At 60.7% G+C, this 16,649-nt stretch carries 22 protein-coding genes; all 22 read left to right on the top strand.

Annotation, left to right across the window (positions count from 1 at the left end; genetic code table 11):
- Positions 1-57: 57 nt before the first annotated feature.
- The 22 genes from rpoC (at position 58) to rplF (ending at position 16,645) form a co-directional block, all read left to right on the top strand.
- A complete protein-coding gene (rpoC, locus tag ACN0X9_RS04620; protein ID WP_417486446.1) occupies positions 58-4,275 on the top strand; it encodes a DNA-directed RNA polymerase subunit beta' in 4,218 nt (1,405 codons plus the stop codon).
- 328 nt (positions 4,276-4,603) lie between these two features.
- Complete coding sequence (gene rpsL / locus ACN0X9_RS04615) at positions 4,604-4,975, top strand: 30S ribosomal protein S12 (RefSeq protein ID WP_011643738.1); 372 nt, start codon at positions 4,604-4,606, stop codon at positions 4,973-4,975.
- 11 nt (positions 4,976-4,986) lie between these two features.
- The gene (gene rpsG, locus ACN0X9_RS04610; RefSeq protein ID WP_011643737.1) at positions 4,987-5,457 is read left to right on the top strand and encodes a 30S ribosomal protein S7; all 471 of its coding nucleotides are present in this window, start codon (positions 4,987-4,989) and stop codon (positions 5,455-5,457) included.
- 39 nt (positions 5,458-5,496) lie between these two features.
- Positions 5,497-7,572: an elongation factor G gene (fusA, locus tag ACN0X9_RS04605; protein WP_417486445.1), complete on the top strand. Its 2,076-nt coding sequence runs from the start codon at positions 5,497-5,499 to the stop codon at positions 7,570-7,572.
- A 53-nt stretch (positions 7,573-7,625) separates the two neighbouring features.
- On the top strand, positions 7,626-8,816 hold the full coding sequence (gene tuf, locus ACN0X9_RS04600; protein ID WP_417486444.1) for an elongation factor Tu: 1,191 nt from the start codon (positions 7,626-7,628) through the stop codon (positions 8,814-8,816).
- An 82-nt stretch (positions 8,817-8,898) separates the two neighbouring features.
- Positions 8,899-9,213: a 30S ribosomal protein S10 gene (gene rpsJ / locus ACN0X9_RS04595; protein ID WP_011643734.1), complete on the top strand. Its 315-nt coding sequence runs from the start codon at positions 8,899-8,901 to the stop codon at positions 9,211-9,213.
- Between the two features lie 4 nt (positions 9,214-9,217).
- The gene (gene rplC, locus ACN0X9_RS04590; RefSeq protein WP_417486443.1) at positions 9,218-10,024 is read left to right on the top strand and encodes a 50S ribosomal protein L3; all 807 of its coding nucleotides are present in this window, start codon (positions 9,218-9,220) and stop codon (positions 10,022-10,024) included.
- Positions 10,021-10,656, top strand: coding sequence for a 50S ribosomal protein L4 (rplD, locus tag ACN0X9_RS04585; RefSeq protein ID WP_417486442.1), 636 nt, complete (start codon positions 10,021-10,023; stop codon positions 10,654-10,656). The genes rplC and rplD overlap by 4 nt, the downstream gene beginning before the upstream one ends.
- Before the next feature lies 1 nt (position 10,657).
- Complete coding sequence (locus tag ACN0X9_RS04580) at positions 10,658-10,954, top strand: 50S ribosomal protein L23 (protein ID WP_417486441.1); 297 nt, start codon at positions 10,658-10,660, stop codon at positions 10,952-10,954.
- A gap of 1 nt (position 10,955) precedes the next feature.
- The gene (rplB, locus tag ACN0X9_RS04575) at positions 10,956-11,792 is read left to right on the top strand and encodes a 50S ribosomal protein L2 (protein ID WP_417486440.1); all 837 of its coding nucleotides are present in this window, start codon (positions 10,956-10,958) and stop codon (positions 11,790-11,792) included.
- Between the two features lie 10 nt (positions 11,793-11,802).
- Complete coding sequence (rpsS, locus tag ACN0X9_RS04570) at positions 11,803-12,081, top strand: 30S ribosomal protein S19 (RefSeq protein ID WP_011643729.1); 279 nt, start codon at positions 11,803-11,805, stop codon at positions 12,079-12,081.
- Between the two features lie 3 nt (positions 12,082-12,084).
- Positions 12,085-12,465 (top strand): 50S ribosomal protein L22, encoded by a 381-nt coding sequence (gene rplV, locus ACN0X9_RS04565; protein ID WP_011643728.1) that lies wholly within the window; start codon positions 12,085-12,087, stop codon positions 12,463-12,465.
- Positions 12,465-13,169 carry a 30S ribosomal protein S3 gene (gene rpsC, locus ACN0X9_RS04560; RefSeq protein WP_011643727.1) on the top strand — a complete coding sequence of 235 codons (705 nt, stop codon included), beginning with the start codon at positions 12,465-12,467 and terminating at the stop codon, positions 13,167-13,169. Before rplV ends, rpsC begins: the two co-directional genes overlap by 1 nt.
- Positions 13,170-13,180: 11 nt before the next feature.
- Entirely contained in the window at positions 13,181-13,594 is a 414-nt protein-coding gene (rplP, locus tag ACN0X9_RS04555; RefSeq protein ID WP_011643726.1) for a 50S ribosomal protein L16, read from the top strand.
- A gap of 13 nt (positions 13,595-13,607) precedes the next feature.
- Complete coding sequence (gene rpmC, locus ACN0X9_RS04550) at positions 13,608-13,814, top strand: 50S ribosomal protein L29 (RefSeq protein ID WP_417486439.1); 207 nt, start codon at positions 13,608-13,610, stop codon at positions 13,812-13,814.
- Between the two features lie 2 nt (positions 13,815-13,816).
- Entirely contained in the window at positions 13,817-14,053 is a 237-nt protein-coding gene (gene rpsQ, locus ACN0X9_RS04545) for a 30S ribosomal protein S17 (protein WP_011643724.1), read from the top strand.
- A gap of 40 nt (positions 14,054-14,093) precedes the next feature.
- Entirely contained in the window at positions 14,094-14,462 is a 369-nt protein-coding gene (gene rplN, locus ACN0X9_RS04540; protein ID WP_011643723.1) for a 50S ribosomal protein L14, read from the top strand.
- Positions 14,462-14,776, top strand: a complete 315-nt coding sequence (gene rplX, locus ACN0X9_RS04535; protein ID WP_011643722.1) for a 50S ribosomal protein L24 — start codon at positions 14,462-14,464, stop codon at positions 14,774-14,776. The genes rplN and rplX overlap by 1 nt, the downstream gene beginning before the upstream one ends.
- Positions 14,769-15,329: a 50S ribosomal protein L5 gene (gene rplE, locus ACN0X9_RS04530; RefSeq protein WP_323761507.1), complete on the top strand. Its 561-nt coding sequence runs from the start codon at positions 14,769-14,771 to the stop codon at positions 15,327-15,329. Before rplX ends, rplE begins: the two co-directional genes overlap by 8 nt.
- A 49-nt stretch (positions 15,330-15,378) precedes the next feature.
- Positions 15,379-15,684: a 30S ribosomal protein S14 gene (gene rpsN / locus ACN0X9_RS04525; protein WP_011643720.1), complete on the top strand. Its 306-nt coding sequence runs from the start codon at positions 15,379-15,381 to the stop codon at positions 15,682-15,684.
- Between the two features lie 16 nt (positions 15,685-15,700).
- Positions 15,701-16,099: a 30S ribosomal protein S8 gene (gene rpsH, locus ACN0X9_RS04520; protein ID WP_323761505.1), complete on the top strand. Its 399-nt coding sequence runs from the start codon at positions 15,701-15,703 to the stop codon at positions 16,097-16,099.
- A 12-nt stretch (positions 16,100-16,111) separates the two neighbouring features.
- On the top strand, positions 16,112-16,645 hold the full coding sequence (gene rplF, locus ACN0X9_RS04515) for a 50S ribosomal protein L6 (protein WP_011643718.1): 534 nt from the start codon (positions 16,112-16,114) through the stop codon (positions 16,643-16,645).
- Positions 16,646-16,649 lie beyond the last annotated feature (4 nt).

The following is a 16,649-nucleotide window of genomic DNA, read 5'->3' as shown; positions in this document are numbered from 1 at the left end:
ATATTTTGCGGGGCAGGGCGAACCCTGTCCCGCTTGCCCCTTTTGGGAGACGGCGACATGAATCACGACGTCATGAACATCTTCAATCCGGCTGCCGAAGGCCCGTCCTTCGACCGGATCCGCATTGCCCTGGCCAGCCCGGAGAAAATCCACTCCTGGTCCTTCGGCGAAGTGAAAAAGCCCGAGACGATCAACTACCGGACCTTCAAGCCCGAGCGCGACGGCCTTTTCTGCGCCCGCATCTTCGGACCGGTAAAGGATTACGAGTGCCTGTGCGGCAAGTACAAGCGCATCAAGTACAAGGGCATCGTCTGCGAGAAGTGCGGCGTTGAAGTGACCCTGGCCCGCGTCCGTCGCGAGCGCATGGGTCACATCGAGCTGGCTGCTCCGGTCGCCCACATCTGGTTCCTGAAGTCGCTGCCGTCGCGGATCGCCATGATCCTCGACATGGCGCTGAAGGATGTCGAGCGCGTCCTCTACTTCGAGAACTATGTCGTTATCGAGCCGGGCCTGACCCCGCTCCAGCCGTTCCAGCTGCTCTCTGAAGAAGAGTATATGGAAGCGCAGGACGAGTACGGCGAAGACGCCTTCACAGCCGGCATCGGTGCTGAAGCGGTCCGCGAAATCCTCATCAACATGGATCTGGAAGCCGAGTGCGCCAAGGTCCGTGAGGACATGAAGGAAACCGGTTCCGAGCTGAAGCTGAAGAAGTACGCCAAGCGTCTCAAGCTGATGGAAAACTTCCTCACCTCGGGCAACCGCCCGGAGTGGATGATCATGACGGTCATTCCGGTCATTCCGCCGGAACTGCGTCCGCTCGTGCCGCTCGATGGTGGCCGTTTCGCGACGTCGGATCTCAATGATCTCTACCGCCGCGTCATCAACCGCAACAACCGCCTCAAGCGCCTCATCGAGCTGCGCGCGCCGGACATCATCATCCGCAACGAGAAGCGGATGCTGCAGGAATCCGTCGACGCCCTGTTCGACAATGGTCGTCGCGGCCGCGTCATCACCGGTGCCAACAAGCGCCCGCTGAAGTCGCTGTCCGACATGCTCAAGGGCAAGCAGGGCCGGTTCCGCCAGAACCTGCTCGGCAAGCGTGTCGACTATTCCGGCCGTTCGGTCATCGTGGTCGGCCCGGATCTCAAACTGCACGAGTGCGGCCTGCCGAAGAAGATGGCGCTCGAGCTGTTCAAGCCCTTCATCTATGCGCGTCTCGACGCCAAGGGCCTGTCCGGAACGGTCAAGCAATCCAAGAAGCTGGTTGAGAAAGAGCGTCCGGAAGTCTGGGATGTGCTTGACGAGGTCATCCGCGAACATCCGGTCATGCTGAACCGGGCGCCGACCCTGCACCGACTGGGTATCCAGGCGTTCGAGCCGAAGCTGATCGAGGGAAAGGCCATCCAGCTGCATCCGCTGGTCTGTGCCGCCTTCAACGCCGACTTTGACGGAGACCAGATGGCTGTCCACGTCCCGCTCTCGCTGGAAGCCCAGCTGGAAGCGCGGACGCTGATGATGTCGACCAACAACATCCTCTCGCCGGCCAATGGCAAGCCGATCATCGTGCCGTCGCAGGATATCGTGCTGGGCCTGTACTACCTGTCGATCGAGAAGGACAACGAGCCGGGCGAGGGCATGGCCTTCGGCAGCCGTGCCGAGCTGGAAGCGGCGCTCGAGTCCGATGTCATCACCTTGCACACCAAGATCAAGGCGCGCTGGGAAGGTATCGATGTCGACGGCAACAAGATCACCAAGGTGATCGAGACGACGCCGGGCCGCAAAATGCTGGTCGATCTCCTGCCCAAGCATCCCAAGATGCAACCTGAGCTGATCGGCGAGCTGCTGACCAAGAAGGCCATCGGTGCCCTGATCGATCAGGTCTATCGCCACTGTGGCCAGAAGGCGACGGTCATCTTCTGTGACCAGATCATGGGGCTCGGCTTCAAGGAAGCGGCCAAGGCCGGCATTTCCTTCGGCAAGGACGACATGCTGATCCCGGACGCCAAGGCCGATCTGGTCGGTGCGACCCGCGACATGGTGTCGGACTATGAGCAGCAATATGTCGACGGCCTGATCACCAAGGGTGAGAAGTACAACAAGGTCGTTGATGCCTGGGCCAAGTGTACCGACAACGTCGCTGACGCGATGATGGACGAGATCTCCAAGACCTCGGTCGGCGAAGATGGCCGGACGTCGGAAGTGAACTCGGTCTACATGATGGCCCACTCCGGTGCTCGTGGTTCGAAGAACCAGATGAAGCAGCTGGCCGGCATGCGCGGCCTGATGGCCAAGCCGTCGGGCGAGATCATCGAGACGCCGATTATCTCGAACTTCAAGGAAGGCCTGACCGTCCTTGAATACTTCAACTCGACCCACGGTGCCCGTAAGGGACTGGCCGACACCGCCCTGAAGACGGCCAACTCGGGTTACCTGACCCGTCGTCTCGTCGATGTTGCCCAGGATTGCATCATCACCGAAGAAGACTGCGGCACGTCCGAAGGCTTCGAGATCCAGGCGGTTGTCGATGGCGGTGACGTTGTCGTCTCGCTGGAACAGCGCATCCTCGGCCGCACCCTGGCCGCGGAAGTGAAGGATCCGGCGTCCGGCGAAGTGATCTGCCCGGCCGACACCTATGTCGACGAAGACCTCGCCATGGCGATCGAAATGGCCGGCGTCCAGAGCGTCATCGCACGCTCGCCGCTGACCTGTGAGACCCGTGTCGGTGTCTGTGCGACCTGTTATGGCCGTGACCTGGCCCGCGGTACGCGCGTCAATATCGGTGAGGCTGTCGGCGTCATCGCGGCACAGTCGATCGGTGAGCCGGGGACCCAGCTGACCATGCGGACCTTCCACATTGGTGGTACCGCCCAGGTCTCCGAGCAGTCCTTCATCGAGGCCGGGTCGGAAGGCAAGGTAACCTTCAAGAACCCGTCAACCGTGACCAATTCCGACGGCGATCTGATCGCCCTGTCGCGCAATATGCAGCTCGTTATCGTCGATACCGAGGGCAAGGAACGCGAGAGCTACAAGCTGGGCTACGGTACCAAGCTGAAGGTCAAGGAAGGCGACAAGACCACCCGCGGCCAGCGCCTCGGCGAGTGGGACCCGTATACGGCTCCGGTCGTGTCCGAGGTTGGCGGCAAGGTGAAATTCGTCGACATCGCCGAAGGCGTGTCGGTGAAGGAAGAGACCGACGAAGCCACCGGTATCGCATCGAAGGTGGTCATCGACTGGCGCGGCTCGGCCAAGGCCAATGCGCTGCAGCCGACGATCGTCGTGCAGGACGAGAATGGTGAGCCGATCAAGCTCTCCTCCGGCTCCACCGCCAGCTACATGCTGGCCGTTGGCGCCATTCTCTCGGTCGCTGATGGCGATACGGTCCGCCCGGGTGACATTGTCGCCCGTATCCCGACCGAAGGTGCCAAGACGCGCGACATCACCGGTGGTCTGCCGCGTGTTGCCGAGCTGTTCGAAGCCCGCCGTCCCAAGGACCACGCGGTCATCGCCGAGATCACCGGTCGCGTCGAGTTCGGTCGCGACTACAAGAACAAGCGCCGTATCGCGATTGTTCCGGAAGGTGACGAGGCCGAGAAGGTCGAATACCTGGTGCCAAAGGGCAAACACCTGACCTGTCAGGAAGGCGATGTGATCCAGAAGGGCGAATACCTGCTCGACGGTCACCCGGCGCCGCACGACATCCTGGCGATCCTCGGTGTCCCGGCCCTGGCCAACTACCTGATCGACGAGATCCAGGAGGTCTATCGACTGCAGGGTGTGCCGATCAACGACAAGCACATCGAAACGATCGTTCGCCAGATGCTGCAGAAGATCGAGGTCAAGGATCCGGGCGAGAGCACGTATCTGGCCGCCGAACAGGTCGACAAGATCGAGTTCATCGAGACCAATGAGCGGCTCGAGGCCGAAGGCAAGCGCATGGCAACCGGCGACCCGGTCCTGCTGGGCATCACCAAGGCGTCGCTGCAGACGCGCTCCTTCATCTCGGCAGCCTCCTTCCAGGAGACCACCCGCGTCCTCACCGAGGCGGCAGTTCAGGGCAAGGAAGACACGCTCGAGGGCCTGAAGGAAAACGTCATCGTGGGTCGACTGATTCCCGCCGGCACGGGCGCCATCATGCGCCAGTACCAGGTGATCGCCGATGATCTGGATGCGGACATGCTCGCCGAACGCGAAGCCGCCGTTGAGGCCGAGGGTCTTCCGACCGAGATTGCCGAGGCAGCTGCAGAGGAAATGGCCGCTGAAGAGGGCACAAGCTAGCCAATTTCGGGGTCGATATCCCTGTAATGACTGAGAAAAGGCCGTCGGGTAACCGGCGGCCTTTTTGTATCGGCTGTTACCGGGCCGGGGCGTGTCAGAAAACCTCTGAACAAGCGCTTGACGAATGCGAGTCGCGTGCGTAGTTTCCGCGCTCGTTTGAAGGACGGGCCGTAACCCACGCGGTTAGACGTCGTCCACGGTAACGGAAAAACCCCAGATGCCGCCGTGCGGGCCTCAGGCTCGAGCGTCGGGATCTTTCTTTGCGTCCATCAGCATTTCATCGTGCTGGGGGGCGTGGTTGTTGAGATTAGGAACGGATTAGAGCGGGATGCCAACAATCAACCAGCTCATTCGCAAGCCGCGAAAAGACAAGCCGAAGCGCAACAAGGTGCCGGCCCTGCAGGCTTGCCCGCAGCGCCGTGGCGTTTGCACGCGCGTCTATACCACGACCCCGAAAAAGCCGAACTCGGCCTTGCGGAAAGTCGCCAAAGTGCGTCTGACCAACGGGCATGAGGTTGTGAGCTACATTCCGGGTGAGGGTCACAATCTGCAGGAGCACTCAGTTGTCCTTATCCGCGGTGGCCGCGTGAAGGACCTTCCGGGTGTCCGCTATCACATTCTTCGCGGCGTTCTGGATACCCAGGGCGTCAAGGACCGTAAGCAACGCCGTTCCAAGTACGGCGCCAAGCGTCCTAAGTAAGGGAGACGTCCATGTCGCGTCGTCACCGCGCAGAGAAACGCGAGATCTTTCCGGACCCCAAGTTCGGAGATCGCGATCTCACCAAGTTCATGAATTACATCATGCTCGACGGCAAAAAATCCGTCGCCGAGCGCATTGTCTATGGCGCTCTCGAAATTGTCGAAGAGAAGCTGAAGCGCGAGCCGATCCGTGTCTTCCATGATGCCCTGGACAATGTGGCCCCTGAGGTCGAGGTCCGCTCCCGCCGTGTTGGTGGTGCGACCTATCAGGTGCCGGTTGAAGTGCGCGCCGAGCGCAAGAAGGCCCTGGCCATTCGCTGGCTCACAGGTGCTGCTCGCGGCCGCAACGAAAACACCATGCGCGAGCGTCTCGCTGCTGAAATGATGGATGCCTCCGCCAATCGCGGGACCGCCGTCAAGAAGCGCGAAGACACGCACCGGATGGCGGAAGCCAACCGCGCATTCTCGCACTACCGCTGGTAACGCCTTACAGGCACTGACCCGTACCAAGGACCCAGACAAATGGCCCGCGACTACAAAATCGAGGACTACCGCAACTTCGGCATCATGGCTCACATCGATGCTGGCAAGACGACGACGACCGAGCGGATCCTCTATTACACCGGCAAGTCCCACAAGATTGGTGAAGTGCACGATGGTGCCGCCACCATGGACTGGATGGAGCAGGAGCAGGAGCGTGGCATCACGATCACGTCCGCTGCGACGACCTGTTTCTGGAACGGCAAGCGCCTGAACATCATCGACACCCCCGGCCACGTCGACTTCACCATTGAAGTCGAGCGTTCGCTGCGGGTTCTCGATGGTGCCGTGTGCTGCCTGGACGCCAATGCCGGTGTCGAGCCGCAGACCGAAACGGTCTGGCGTCAGGCTGACCGCTACAAGGTTCCGCGCATGGTATTCATCAACAAGATGGACAAGCTGGGCGCCGACTTCTTCAACTGTGTCCAGATGATCAAGGACCGCCTCGGCGCTACGCCGCTCTGCGTTCAGCTGCCGATCGGCTCGGAAACCGAGTTCGAAGGCGTGATCGACCTGGTCATCATGAAGGAGCTCGTCTGGAAGGGTGAGGGTCTCGGTGCCGAGTGGGAAGTGCGCGACATTCGCGCCGATCTCGCCGACAAGGCTGCCGAGTATCGCGAAGCGCTGGTCGAAACTGCTGTCGAGCAGGACGAGGCCGCGATGGAAGCTTATCTCGAGGGCGAAGAGCCTTCCGAGGAGCTTCTCAAGTCGCTGATCCGCAAGGGCTGTATCTCTCTTGCCTTCAACCCGATCCTGTGTGGCACCGCGTTCAAGAACAAGGGTGTCCAGCCTCTGCTCGACGCTGTTGTCGACTTCCTGCCGAACCCGACCGAGGTTCCGGCGATCAAGGGTATCGACTTCAAGACCGAGGAAGAAGTGGTTCGCCGCGCCAGCGATGACGAGCCGACCTCCTTGCTCGCCTTCAAGATCATGAACGACCCGTTCGTCGGTTCGCTCACCTTCGCGCGCATGTATTCCGGTCACCTCGAGACGGGTATTTCCCTGCTCAACACGGTGAAGGACAAGAAAGAGCGTATCGGCCGTATGCTGCTGATGCACTCCAACTCGCGTGAAGACATCAAGGAATGCTTTGCTGGCGACATTGTTGCCATTGCGGGCCTCAAGGACACGACCACGGGCGACACGCTGTGTGACCCGATGAAGCCGGTCATCCTCGAGCGCATGGAATTCCCGGATCCGGTCATCGAGCTGGCCATCGAGCCGAAGTCGAAGGCCGACCAGGAGAAGCTCGGCGTTGCCCTGCAGCGCCTGGCTGCCGAGGATCCGTCCTTCCGCATGAAGACTGACGAAGAATCCGGCCAGACCATCATTGCCGGCATGGGCGAGCTTCACCTCGACATTCTGGTCGATCGTATGAAGCGCGAGTTCAAGGTCGAAGCGAATGTCGGTGCGCCGCAGGTGGCCTACCGTGAATCGCTGAGCCAGAAGGGTCTCGTCGACTACACGCACAAGAAGCAGTCCGGCGGTTCGGGCCAGTTCGCTCGCGTCAAGATCGAATTTGGTCCTGGCGAGCCGGGTTCGGGCTTCGTCTTCGAGTCGAAGATTGTCGGCGGTAATGTGCCGAAGGAATACATTCCGGGCGTCGAGAAGGGCCTCAAATCGGTCATGGATGGCGGGCTGATTGCCGGCTTCCCGGTGATCGACGTGCACGCCCTCCTGGTTGACGGCGCCTACCACGACGTTGACTCCAGCGTTCTCGCTTTCGAGATCGCGGCTCGCGCCGCATTCCGCGAAGCCAAGTCGCATTGCGCGCCGAAGCTTCTGGAGCCGATCATGAAGGTCGAAGTCGTGACGCCGGACGAGTATACCGGTGGTGTCATTGGTGATTTGAACTCCCGTCGGGGTCAGATTGCCGGTCAGGAAATGCGCGGCAACGCAACCGTCGTGAATGCGATGGTGCCGCTGGCGAACATGTTCGGTTACGTGAACAACCTGCGGTCTGCGACCCAGGGCCGGGCACAGTTCACCATGCTTTTCGACCACTACGAGGCGGTGCCCAAGGCCGTCGAACAAGAAGTCATCGCCAAGTCCGCCTAAGCGGACCTCTGGTCACAGTATAACAACGAACACACGGATTTCGGAGCGAGATCATGGCGAAGGAAAAGTTTGAGCGCACCAAGCCGCATGCGAACATCGGCACGATTGGTCACGTTGACCACGGCAAGACGACGCTGACGGCTGCGATCACGATGGTACTGGCGGAAGCGTCTGGTGGTACCGCGAAGGGTTATGACGAGATTGACTCGGCGCCTGAAGAGAAGGCGCGCGGCATCACCATCTCGACGGCCCACGTTGAGTACGAGACGGCGAACCGTCACTATGCCCACGTTGATTGCCCGGGCCACGCTGACTATGTGAAGAACATGATCACGGGTGCGGCGCAGATGGACGGCGCGATCCTGGTTGTGAACGCCGCTGACGGCCCGATGCCGCAGACGCGTGAGCACATTCTTCTGGCGCGCCAGGTTGGCGTTCCGGCGCTGGTCGTCTTCCTCAACAAGGTTGACCAGGTTGACGATGAAGAGCTGCTCGAGCTGGTCGAGATGGAAGTTCGCGAACTTCTGTCCTCCTACGAGTTCCCGGGCGACGATCTGCCGATCGTTGCGGGTTCGGCGCTGGCGGCTGTTGAAGGCCGTGACGACAATATCGGCAAGGACAAGATCCTTGAGCTGATGGCGGCAGTGGATGAATACATCCCGACGCCTGAGCGTCCGGTTGACCAGCCTTTCCTGATGCCGATCGAGGACGTGTTCTCGATCTCGGGCCGCGGCACGGTTGTGACCGGCCGTATCGAGCGCGGTGTCGTCAAGGTTGGCGAAGAGATCGAAATCGTCGGTGTCCGTGACACCTCGAAGACGACCTGCACCGGCGTCGAGATGTTCCGCAAGCTGCTCGATCAGGGCCAGGCTGGCGACAATGTCGGCGTCTTGCTTCGCGGTGTTGACCGTGAAGGTGTCGAGCGTGGCCAGGTTCTGGCCAAGCCGGGCTCCATCACGCCGCACCACAAGTTCGTGGCTGAAGCCTACATCCTGACCAAGGAAGAGGGTGGCCGTCACACGCCGTTCTTCACCAACTATCGTCCGCAGTTCTACTTCCGCACCACCGACGTTACCGGTGTGGTGACGCTGAACGAAGGTACGGAAATGGTGATGCCGGGCGACAACATCGAAATGAATGTCGAGCTGATCGTGCCGATCGCCATGGAAGAGAAGCTCCGCTTCGCAATCCGTGAAGGTGGCCGCACCGTCGGCGCCGGCGTCGTCTCGAAAATCATCGAGTAGACTACCCCATCCGACCGGGGCGGTGCTTTAGGTGTCCGCCCCGGTTTGCTCTTTTTGAAAGTTAAGAAACGGGATCGGTTTGATGGAACGTCAAAACATCCGCATTCGCCTGAAGGCGTTCGATCACCGGGTTCTGGATAACTCCACCCGGGAGATCGTTTCGACAGCCAAGCGCACGGGCGCCAACGTCCGTGGTCCGATTCCGCTGCCGACACGCATCGAGAAATTCACGGTGCTGCGTTCGCCGCACATTGACAAGAAGTCGCGCGAGCAGTTCGAAATCCGGACCCACAAGCGCCTTCTCGACATCGTCGACCCCACCCCGCAAACCGTGGACGCGCTGATGAAGCTCGACCTGTCGGCCGGCGTGGACGTCGAGATCAAGCTGGGAGCGTAGGATTATGCGCCAGGAAGATCGCAGAACAGGCGTGGTTGCCCGCAAGCTGGGCATGACACGCGTTTTCGCCGAAGACGGCTCGCACGTGCCCTGCACGGTGCTGCACATGGACAATGTCCAGGTCGTGTCTCACAAGACCGCTGACCGGGACGGCTATGTCGCACTCCAGCTGGGTGCCGGTGAGGCCAAGGCCAAGCGCACGCCGAAGGCGCTGCGCGGTCACTTCGCCAAGGCCAAGGTTGCGCCCAAGCGCAAGCTGGTCGAATTCCGCGTTGCCGAAGACGCCCTGATTGAAGTCGGCTCCGAGCTGACCGCGGATCACTTCGTTCCGGGTCAGAAAGTGGACGTCGCCGGCATCTCGATCGGTAAGGGTTTTGCAGGGGCCATGAAGCGCCACGGTTTTGGCGGCCTTCGCGCCACGCACGGTGTGTCAATCTCGCACCGTTCGCATGGTTCGACCGGTCAGTGTCAGGATCCGGGCAAGGTCTTCAAGGGCAAGAAAATGGCCGGTCACATGGGCGCTGTCCGCGTGACCACGCAGAACATTGAAGTCGTTCGTGTTGACGTCGAGCGCGGCATTGTCCTGGTCAAGGGCGCTGTTCCGGGTTCAGCCGGTGGCTGGGTCGAGCTGCGCGACGCGATCAAGGGCCATGGCGGCGCCGAGCTTCCCCTGCCGGGCAAGTTTCGCACGCTGGACGAGCTGAACGCGCCGGCGACGGCTGAAGTGGTTGAGAACGAGGCTGCTCCGGCGGACGCTGACAACGCGGCTCCGGAAGCTGCGGCTGACGGTGAAGAAGGAACGCAAGCATGAAGATCGAGGTCAAAACCCTCGCGGCGAAAGACGCCGGTGCGATCGATCTCGACGATGCCGTTTTCGGCATTGAAGAGGTGCGCTCCGACCTCCTGCAGCGTGTTGTGAAGTGGCAGCTGGCCTCCCGCCAGCAGGGCACCCACAAGACACTCGGCCGCTCCGAGATCAATCGGACCAAGAAACGTTTCGGTCGCCAGAAGGGCGGCGGTACGGCCCGTCACGGTGCCCGTTCTGCGCCGATCTTCGTTGGCGGTGGCAAGGCACACGGACCGCGCGTCCGCAGCCACGCTCACGAGCTTCCCAAGAAGGTTCGTGCGCTGGGCCTGCGTCATGCGCTGTCGGCCAAGCTTGGCGCCAAGTCGCTGGTCATCATCGATGACGCCGCACTTGATGCCCCGCAGACCAAGGCACTGCGCACGTCGTTTGAAGGCCTGGGCATTTCCAATGCCCTGGTTATCTCCGGCAACGAAGTGAACGAGAATTTCGCCAAGGCGGCTCGCAACCTGCCGTGCATCGACGTTCTGCCCGCACAGGGCCTGAATGTTTATGATGTGCTGCGTCGCGACACCCTGGTGCTGACGAAGGCGGCCGTGGAACAGATCCACGCACGCCTCAGCGCGAAGGAGGCTTAAGATGTCGGCTGCTGCGCGCCATTACGACACGATCCTGAGCCCGGTGATCACCGAGAAGTCGACGCTGCTTTCGGAAGAAAGCAAGGTTGTCTTCTTTGTGCCGCTCTCCGCCAACAAGGGTGAGATCGCGGAAGCGGTCGAGGCACTCTTCAAGGTGAAGGTGACGGCTGTGAACACCATCAAGGTTCACGGAAAGACCAAGCGCTTCCGGGGTGTTCCCGGTCGCCGCAATGACCAGAAGAAAGCGGTCGTGACTCTCGCAGAGGGTCACTCGATCGACGTGACGACGGGTCTGTAAGATGGCTTTGAAAACATTCAAACCGACTTCTCCGGGCCGTCGCGCCCTGGTGCTGGTGGATCGCTCCGCCCTGCACAAGGGACGTCCCGAGAAGACACTGGTTGAAGGCCTCACCAAAAAGGGTGGCCGCAACAATATGGGTCGGATCACGGCCCGCCGGCGTGGTGGTGGCGCGAAGCGTCTCTATCGCCTGGTGGACTTCAAGCGCCGCAAGTGGGACATGCCCGCGACGGTCGAGCGTCTTGAGTACGATCCGAACCGGACGGCGTTCATCGCGCTCCTCAAGTATGAGGACGGCGAGAAGGCCTATATCCTGGCTCCGCAGCGTCTTTCCGAAGGCGATACGGTCATCGCGTCGGCCAAGTGCGACGTGAAGCCGGGCAATGCCATGCCGCTGAAGGCGGTGCCGGTCGGCACCATCCTTCACAATGTCGAGATGAAGCCGGAGAAGGGTGGTCAGATTGCCCGCTCCGCCGGCGCCTATGTCCAGCTTGTCGGCCGTGATGCCGGCTACGCCCAGATCCGTCTGGCTTCGGGCGAGCTGCGCATGGTCTCGGACAAGTGCATGGCGACGGTCGGTGCGGTGTCAAACCCGGACCACCTCAACATCAATCTCGGCAAGGCCGGCCGCAATCGCCATCTCGGCAAGCGTCCGTCTGTTCGCGGTGTTGTCATGAACCCGGTTGATCACCCGCATGGTGGTGGTGAAGGCCGTACCTCTGGTGGTCGCCATCCGGTGACGCCTTGGGGCAAGCCGACCAAGGGTGCCAAGACACGCAAGAACAAGTCGACCGACAAGTTCATCATCCGCTCGCGCCACGAGCGCAAGAAGCGATAGGGAGCAGACGATGCCTCGCTCTGTCTGGAAAGGTCCGTTCGTCGACGGCTATCTGCTGAAAAAAGCGGAGAAGTCGCACGAGGGTGGACGCAAGCAAGCGATCAAGACCTGGTCGCGCCGTTCAACCATCATGCCGCAATTCGTGGGCCTGACATTTCAGGTTCACAACGGCAATAAATTCGTACCGGTGCTGGTGACCGAAGACATGGTCGGCCACAAGCTCGGTGAGTTTTCTCCGTCGCGGACCTATTACGGTCACGCTGCGGACAAAAAAGCCAAGCGGAGATAAGCGATGGGACAGTCTACAAATCCCCGTCGCGTCGCCGACAATGAAGCGCGCGCCAAGCTGCGGATGATCCGCACCAGCCCGCAGAAGCTGAACCTTGTTGCCGCACTTATCCGTGGCAAGAAGGTCGAGCGGGCCCTGGCCGATCTGGAATTCTCGCGCAAGCGGATCTCCAAGGAAGTCAAGAAGACGCTCGAATCCGCGATCGCCAACGCCGAGAACAATCATGGCCTCGACATTGACAGCCTTGTCGTGTCGGAAGCCTTTGTCGGCAAAAACCTGGTCATGAAACGGTTCCGGGCTCGTGCACGCGGTCGCGGCGCAAAGATCCTGAAGCCGTTTTCCGAGCTCACCATCGTGGTGCGCGAAGTCGAGGAGGCCGCCTGATGGGTCAGAAAGTAAATCCGATCGGTCTGCGCCTTGGCGTCAACCGCACCTGGGAATCGCGTTGGTATGCAGGCGCTGGCGAATACGCCAAGCTGCTGCACGAAGACATCAAGATCCGGAAGATGCTCAAAGAGCGTCTGAAGAATGCCAGTGTCTCGAAGATCGTGATCGAGCGCCCGCACAAGAAGTGCCGCGTCACCGTCCACACGGCCCGTCCGGGTGTGGTGATCGGCAAGAAGGGTTCTGACATCGAGACGCTCCGCAAGGAGCTGTCGAAGATGATCGATGGTGAAGTTCACCTGAACCTGGTTGAAGTGCGCAAGCCGGAGATCGACGCGGCCCTGGTGGCCGAGTCCATCGCCCAGCAGCTCGAGCGCCGTGTGGCTTTCCGCCGCGCAATGAAGCGTTCGATGCAGTCGGCCATGCGCATGGGCGCCAAGGGCTGCAAGATCGTCTGCGGCGGTCGTCTCGGTGGTGCGGAAATCGCCCGTACCGAGCAGTATAATGAGGGCTCCGTCCCGCTGCATACGCTGCGCGCCGACATTGATTACGGCACCTGCGAAGCCAAGACCGCGATGGGTATCATCGGTATCAAGGTCTGGATCTACAAGGGTGAGATCATGGAACACGATCCGAACGCCCAGGAGCGCCGTCTCCAGGAGTCCGGTGAACAGCGCGCCCGTTCGGGCCGCCAAGCCGCGTAAGGAATTCAGCCATGCTGCAACCGAAACGCACGAAATTCCGCAAGGCGCACAAAGGCCGTATCAAGGGCGCTGCGAAGGGTGGCTTCACGCTGAACTTCGGCTCCTACGGTCTCAAGGCGCTTCAGCCGGAACGCGTTACCGCGCGCCAGATCGAAGCCACGCGTCGGGCGATCACTCGCCACATGAAGCGTGCAGGTCGCGTGTGGATCCGCATCTTCCCGGATGTGCCGGTTTCCAAGAAACCGACCGAAGTCCGGATGGGTAAAGGTAAGGGCTCGCCCGAGTTTTGGGCGTGCAAGGTCAAGCCCGGCCGCATCATGTTCGAGATCGACGGTGTTCCCGAGAATGTTGCGCGCGAAGCCCTGGAACTGGGCGCCGCGAAGCTGCCGGTGAAGACCAAAATCGTCGCCCGGTTGGGCGAATAGGGAGAACACAACGATGAAACCCGTTGACGTTCGCGCCATGACAGAAGATCAGCTCAAGGACACGCTCCTGAAGCTGAAGGAAGAACAATTCAAACTGCGGTTCCAGCAGGCCTCCGGCCAGATGGAAAACACCGCTCGCTATGGCCAGATTCGCCGCGATATCGCGCGCATTCAGACGGTCCAGACCGAGCGGAATTCGCAAGAAGAGCAAGGGAGCTAACGATGCCGAAGCGTATCCTTCAAGGCGTCGTAGTGAGTGACAAGGGTGCCAAGACCATCGTGGTGCGTGTGGAACGGACTTTCCTCCACCCGCTGCTGCGCAAGACGGTCCGTCGCACCAAGCGTTACCACGCACATGACGAAGCCAATGCTTACAAGGTGGGTGACCAGGTCCAGATCCAGGAATGTGCACCCAAGTCGAAACTGAAGCGGTGGGAGGTGGTCACCGTCGCGGCCTAGGCCCGATGTGAGACCCCACCTTTCCTAAGGAGGATCTGCGATGATCCAGATGCAAACCAATCTGGACGTGGCTGACAATTCTGGCGCCCGCCGTGTGCAGTGCATCAAGGTGCTCGGCGGTGCCAAGCGTCGCTATGCCCACGTCGGCGACATCATTGTCGTCTCGGTCAAGGAAGCCATTCCGCGTGGTCGCGTGAAGAAGGGTGATGTCCGCAAGGCCGTCGTCGTTCGCGTGGCCAAGGACATCCAGCGCAAGGACGGTTCCGTCATTCGCTTCGATGGCAACGCGGCTGTGATTATCAACAACAATAACGAGCCGCTCGGCACGCGTATCTTCGGACCGGTTCCGCGCGAACTTCGCGCCAAGAACCACATGAAGATCGTCTCGCTGGCGCCGGAGGTGCTGTAATGGCTGCCAAGATCAAGAAGGGCGACAAGGTCGTCATTCTCGCCGGCCGTGACAAGGGCAAGACCGGTGAAGTCACCAAAGTGCTGCCGACCGAAGATCGGGTCGTTGTGGCGGGCGTAAATGTGGTCAAGCGCCACACGCGTGCGACGCAGACCGAACAGGGCGGCATCATCGAAAAGGAAGCCTCGATCCACGTCTCGAACGTGGCTGTGGCTGATCCGAAAACCGGCGAGGCGACTCGTGTCGGCTTCAAGACTGAAGACGGCAAGAAAGTCCGCGTCGCCAAGAGCTCGGGCGAGGTTATCGATGTCTGATACCGCCACATACACACCGCGTCTTCGCGCCAAGTACACGGAAACCATCCGTGCGGCGATGAAGGAAAAGTTCGGCTACGCCAACGACATGATGATCCCGCGTCTGGACAAGATCGTGATCAATATGGGCGTCGGCGAGGCCTCTCAGGACACCAAGAAGATCAAGGGTGCCCTGGAAGACCTAGAAGCCATCACCGGCCAGAAGCCGGTCAAGACGGTCGCCAAGAAGTCTATCGCTGGCTTCAAGCTCCGCGAGGAGCAGGTGATCGGTGCGAAAGTGACCCTGCGCCAGGACCGTATGTACGAATTCCTGGACCGCCTGATCACCATCGCCCTGCCACGCGTGCGTGACTTCCGTGGGCTCAATGGTAAGAGCTTCGACGGTCGCGGCAATTACGCGATGGGCATGAAAGAACATATCGTGTTCCCGGAGATCGACTACGACAAGGTCGAGAAGATCCGGGGTATGGATATCGTTGTCTGCACGACTGCCGGCAATGATGAGGAAGCGAAGGCCCTGCTGGCCGAGTTCGATTTCCCCTTTACGAACTGACGCAGCAGGAACGCAAGGCCAATCGGGCTTTGCACGCAGGAGGACTTAAATGGCGAAAACTTCCGCAATCGAGCGCAATTTGAAGCGTGCTCGCCTGGCAAAGCGTTATGCGGCCAAGCGTGAGCAGCTCAAGGCGATTGCTCGCAATCAGGAGCTTCCGGTCGAGGAGCGTTTTGCTGCTCAGCTGAAGCTGGCTGAATTGCCCCGTAATTCGGCGGTTACCCGCATCCGGAACCGGTGTGAAATCACCGGTCGTCCGCGTGCTTTCTACCGCAAATTCCGCATGTCGCGTATCGCGATGCGTGACTATGCCAGCCAGGGTATGATCCCGGGCATGGTCAAGTCGAGCTGGTAAGAGAGGAGACGAAGAGATGTCTGTGAACGATCCTCTCGGCGATATGCTGACCCGTATCCGCAATGCGCTCATGCGCAACAAGCGGGCCGTCAACACGCCGGCATCGGCCCTGCGCCGCCGCGTGCTCGACGTTCTCAAGTCGGAAGGCTACATCCGCGATTACGCGGAAGTGGAACATGCTTCCGGCATGAAAGAGTTCGAGATCGAACTGAAGTATTTCGAAGGTGACTCGGTCATTTCGGAGATCAAGCGTATCTCCAAGCCGGGCCGCCGTGTTTATTCCGGCGTCAAGGACCTTCCGCTCGTCCAAAACGGTCTCGGCATCGCAATCCTGTCCACGCCCAAGGGTGTGATGTCGGATTCGACTGCTCGCGAGTCCAATGTGGGCGGCGAGATCCTCTGTCACGTCAGCTAAGGGAGCGAACCAATGTCACGTATCGGTAAACTCCCGGTAGCCATTCCTGGCGGCGTCACCGCGACGCTTTCCAAGACCGCGCTCACCGTCAAGGGTCCCAAGGGCGAGCTGTCCATGACCTTCGTCGATGAAGTTAGCGCCGAGCAGGGTGAAGACGGTATCGTCATCTCCCCGCGCGATGAGACCAAGAAGGCTCGCGCGATGTGGGGCATGCAACGTGCTCTCGTCGCCAACCTGGTCCAGGGCGTCACGGCTGGTTACGAAAAGAATCTCGAGCTGGTCGGTGTTGGTTACAGGGCACAGATGCAGGGCACGTCCCTGAAGCTGTCGCTCGGCCTGTCCCACGACGTCGTCTACGACGCGCCTGAGGGCATCACCATCGCCGTCGGCAAGCCGACCGAAGTGAAGATCACGGGCGCGGACAAGCAGCGCGTTGGCCAGGTGGCCGCCGAGATCCGCCGCTTCCGTCCGCCGGAGCCCTACAAGGGCAAGGGCATCAAATATGTCGGCGAGTACATCCGCCGCAAAGAAGGCAAGAAGAAGTAGGGCG

It is taken from the genome of Maricaulis sp., assembly GCF_048268525.1.
Taxonomy (GTDB): Bacteria; Pseudomonadota; Alphaproteobacteria; order Caulobacterales; family Maricaulaceae; genus Maricaulis.
The sequence above is the reverse complement of the archived record's forward strand: the minus strand, read 5'-3'. Positions and strand labels throughout refer to the sequence as shown.

Bases quoted from the DNA above. Each gene is read 5' to 3' on its own strand.
- rpoC (WP_417486446.1), top strand. From the start codon at position 58: ATGAATCACGACGTCATGAACATCTTCAATCCGGCTGCCGAAGGCCCG.
- rpsH (WP_323761505.1), top strand. From the start codon at position 15,701: ATGTCTGTGAACGATCCTCTCGGCGATATGCTGACCCGTATCCGCAAT.
- rplE (WP_323761507.1), top strand. From the start codon at position 14,769: ATGTCTGATACCGCCACATACACACCGCGTCTTCGCGCCAAGTACACG.
- ACN0X9_RS04580 (WP_417486441.1), top strand. From the start codon at position 10,658: ATGTCGGCTGCTGCGCGCCATTACGACACGATCCTGAGCCCGGTGATC.
- rpsJ (WP_011643734.1), top strand. From the start codon at position 8,899: ATGGAACGTCAAAACATCCGCATTCGCCTGAAGGCGTTCGATCACCGG.
- rplC (WP_417486443.1), top strand. From the start codon at position 9,218: ATGCGCCAGGAAGATCGCAGAACAGGCGTGGTTGCCCGCAAGCTGGGC.
- rplX (WP_011643722.1), top strand. From the start codon at position 14,462: ATGGCTGCCAAGATCAAGAAGGGCGACAAGGTCGTCATTCTCGCCGGC.
- rpsC (WP_011643727.1), top strand. From the start codon at position 12,465: ATGGGTCAGAAAGTAAATCCGATCGGTCTGCGCCTTGGCGTCAACCGC.
- rpsG (WP_011643737.1), top strand. From the start codon at position 4,987: ATGTCGCGTCGTCACCGCGCAGAGAAACGCGAGATCTTTCCGGACCCC.
- rpsQ (WP_011643724.1), top strand. From the start codon at position 13,817: ATGCCGAAGCGTATCCTTCAAGGCGTCGTAGTGAGTGACAAGGGTGCC.
- rpmC (WP_417486439.1), top strand. From the start codon at position 13,608: ATGAAACCCGTTGACGTTCGCGCCATGACAGAAGATCAGCTCAAGGAC.
- rplB (WP_417486440.1), top strand. From the start codon at position 10,956: ATGGCTTTGAAAACATTCAAACCGACTTCTCCGGGCCGTCGCGCCCTG.
- rpsL (WP_011643738.1), top strand. From the start codon at position 4,604: ATGCCAACAATCAACCAGCTCATTCGCAAGCCGCGAAAAGACAAGCCG.
- fusA (WP_417486445.1), top strand. From the start codon at position 5,497: ATGGCCCGCGACTACAAAATCGAGGACTACCGCAACTTCGGCATCATG.
- rplF (WP_011643718.1), top strand. From the start codon at position 16,112: ATGTCACGTATCGGTAAACTCCCGGTAGCCATTCCTGGCGGCGTCACC.
- rpsN (WP_011643720.1), top strand. From the start codon at position 15,379: ATGGCGAAAACTTCCGCAATCGAGCGCAATTTGAAGCGTGCTCGCCTG.
- rplN (WP_011643723.1), top strand. From the start codon at position 14,094: ATGATCCAGATGCAAACCAATCTGGACGTGGCTGACAATTCTGGCGCC.
- rpsS (WP_011643729.1), top strand. From the start codon at position 11,803: ATGCCTCGCTCTGTCTGGAAAGGTCCGTTCGTCGACGGCTATCTGCTG.
- rplV (WP_011643728.1), top strand. From the start codon at position 12,085: ATGGGACAGTCTACAAATCCCCGTCGCGTCGCCGACAATGAAGCGCGC.
- rplD (WP_417486442.1), top strand. From the start codon at position 10,021: ATGAAGATCGAGGTCAAAACCCTCGCGGCGAAAGACGCCGGTGCGATC.
- tuf (WP_417486444.1), top strand. From the start codon at position 7,626: ATGGCGAAGGAAAAGTTTGAGCGCACCAAGCCGCATGCGAACATCGGC.
- rplP (WP_011643726.1), top strand. From the start codon at position 13,181: ATGCTGCAACCGAAACGCACGAAATTCCGCAAGGCGCACAAAGGCCGT.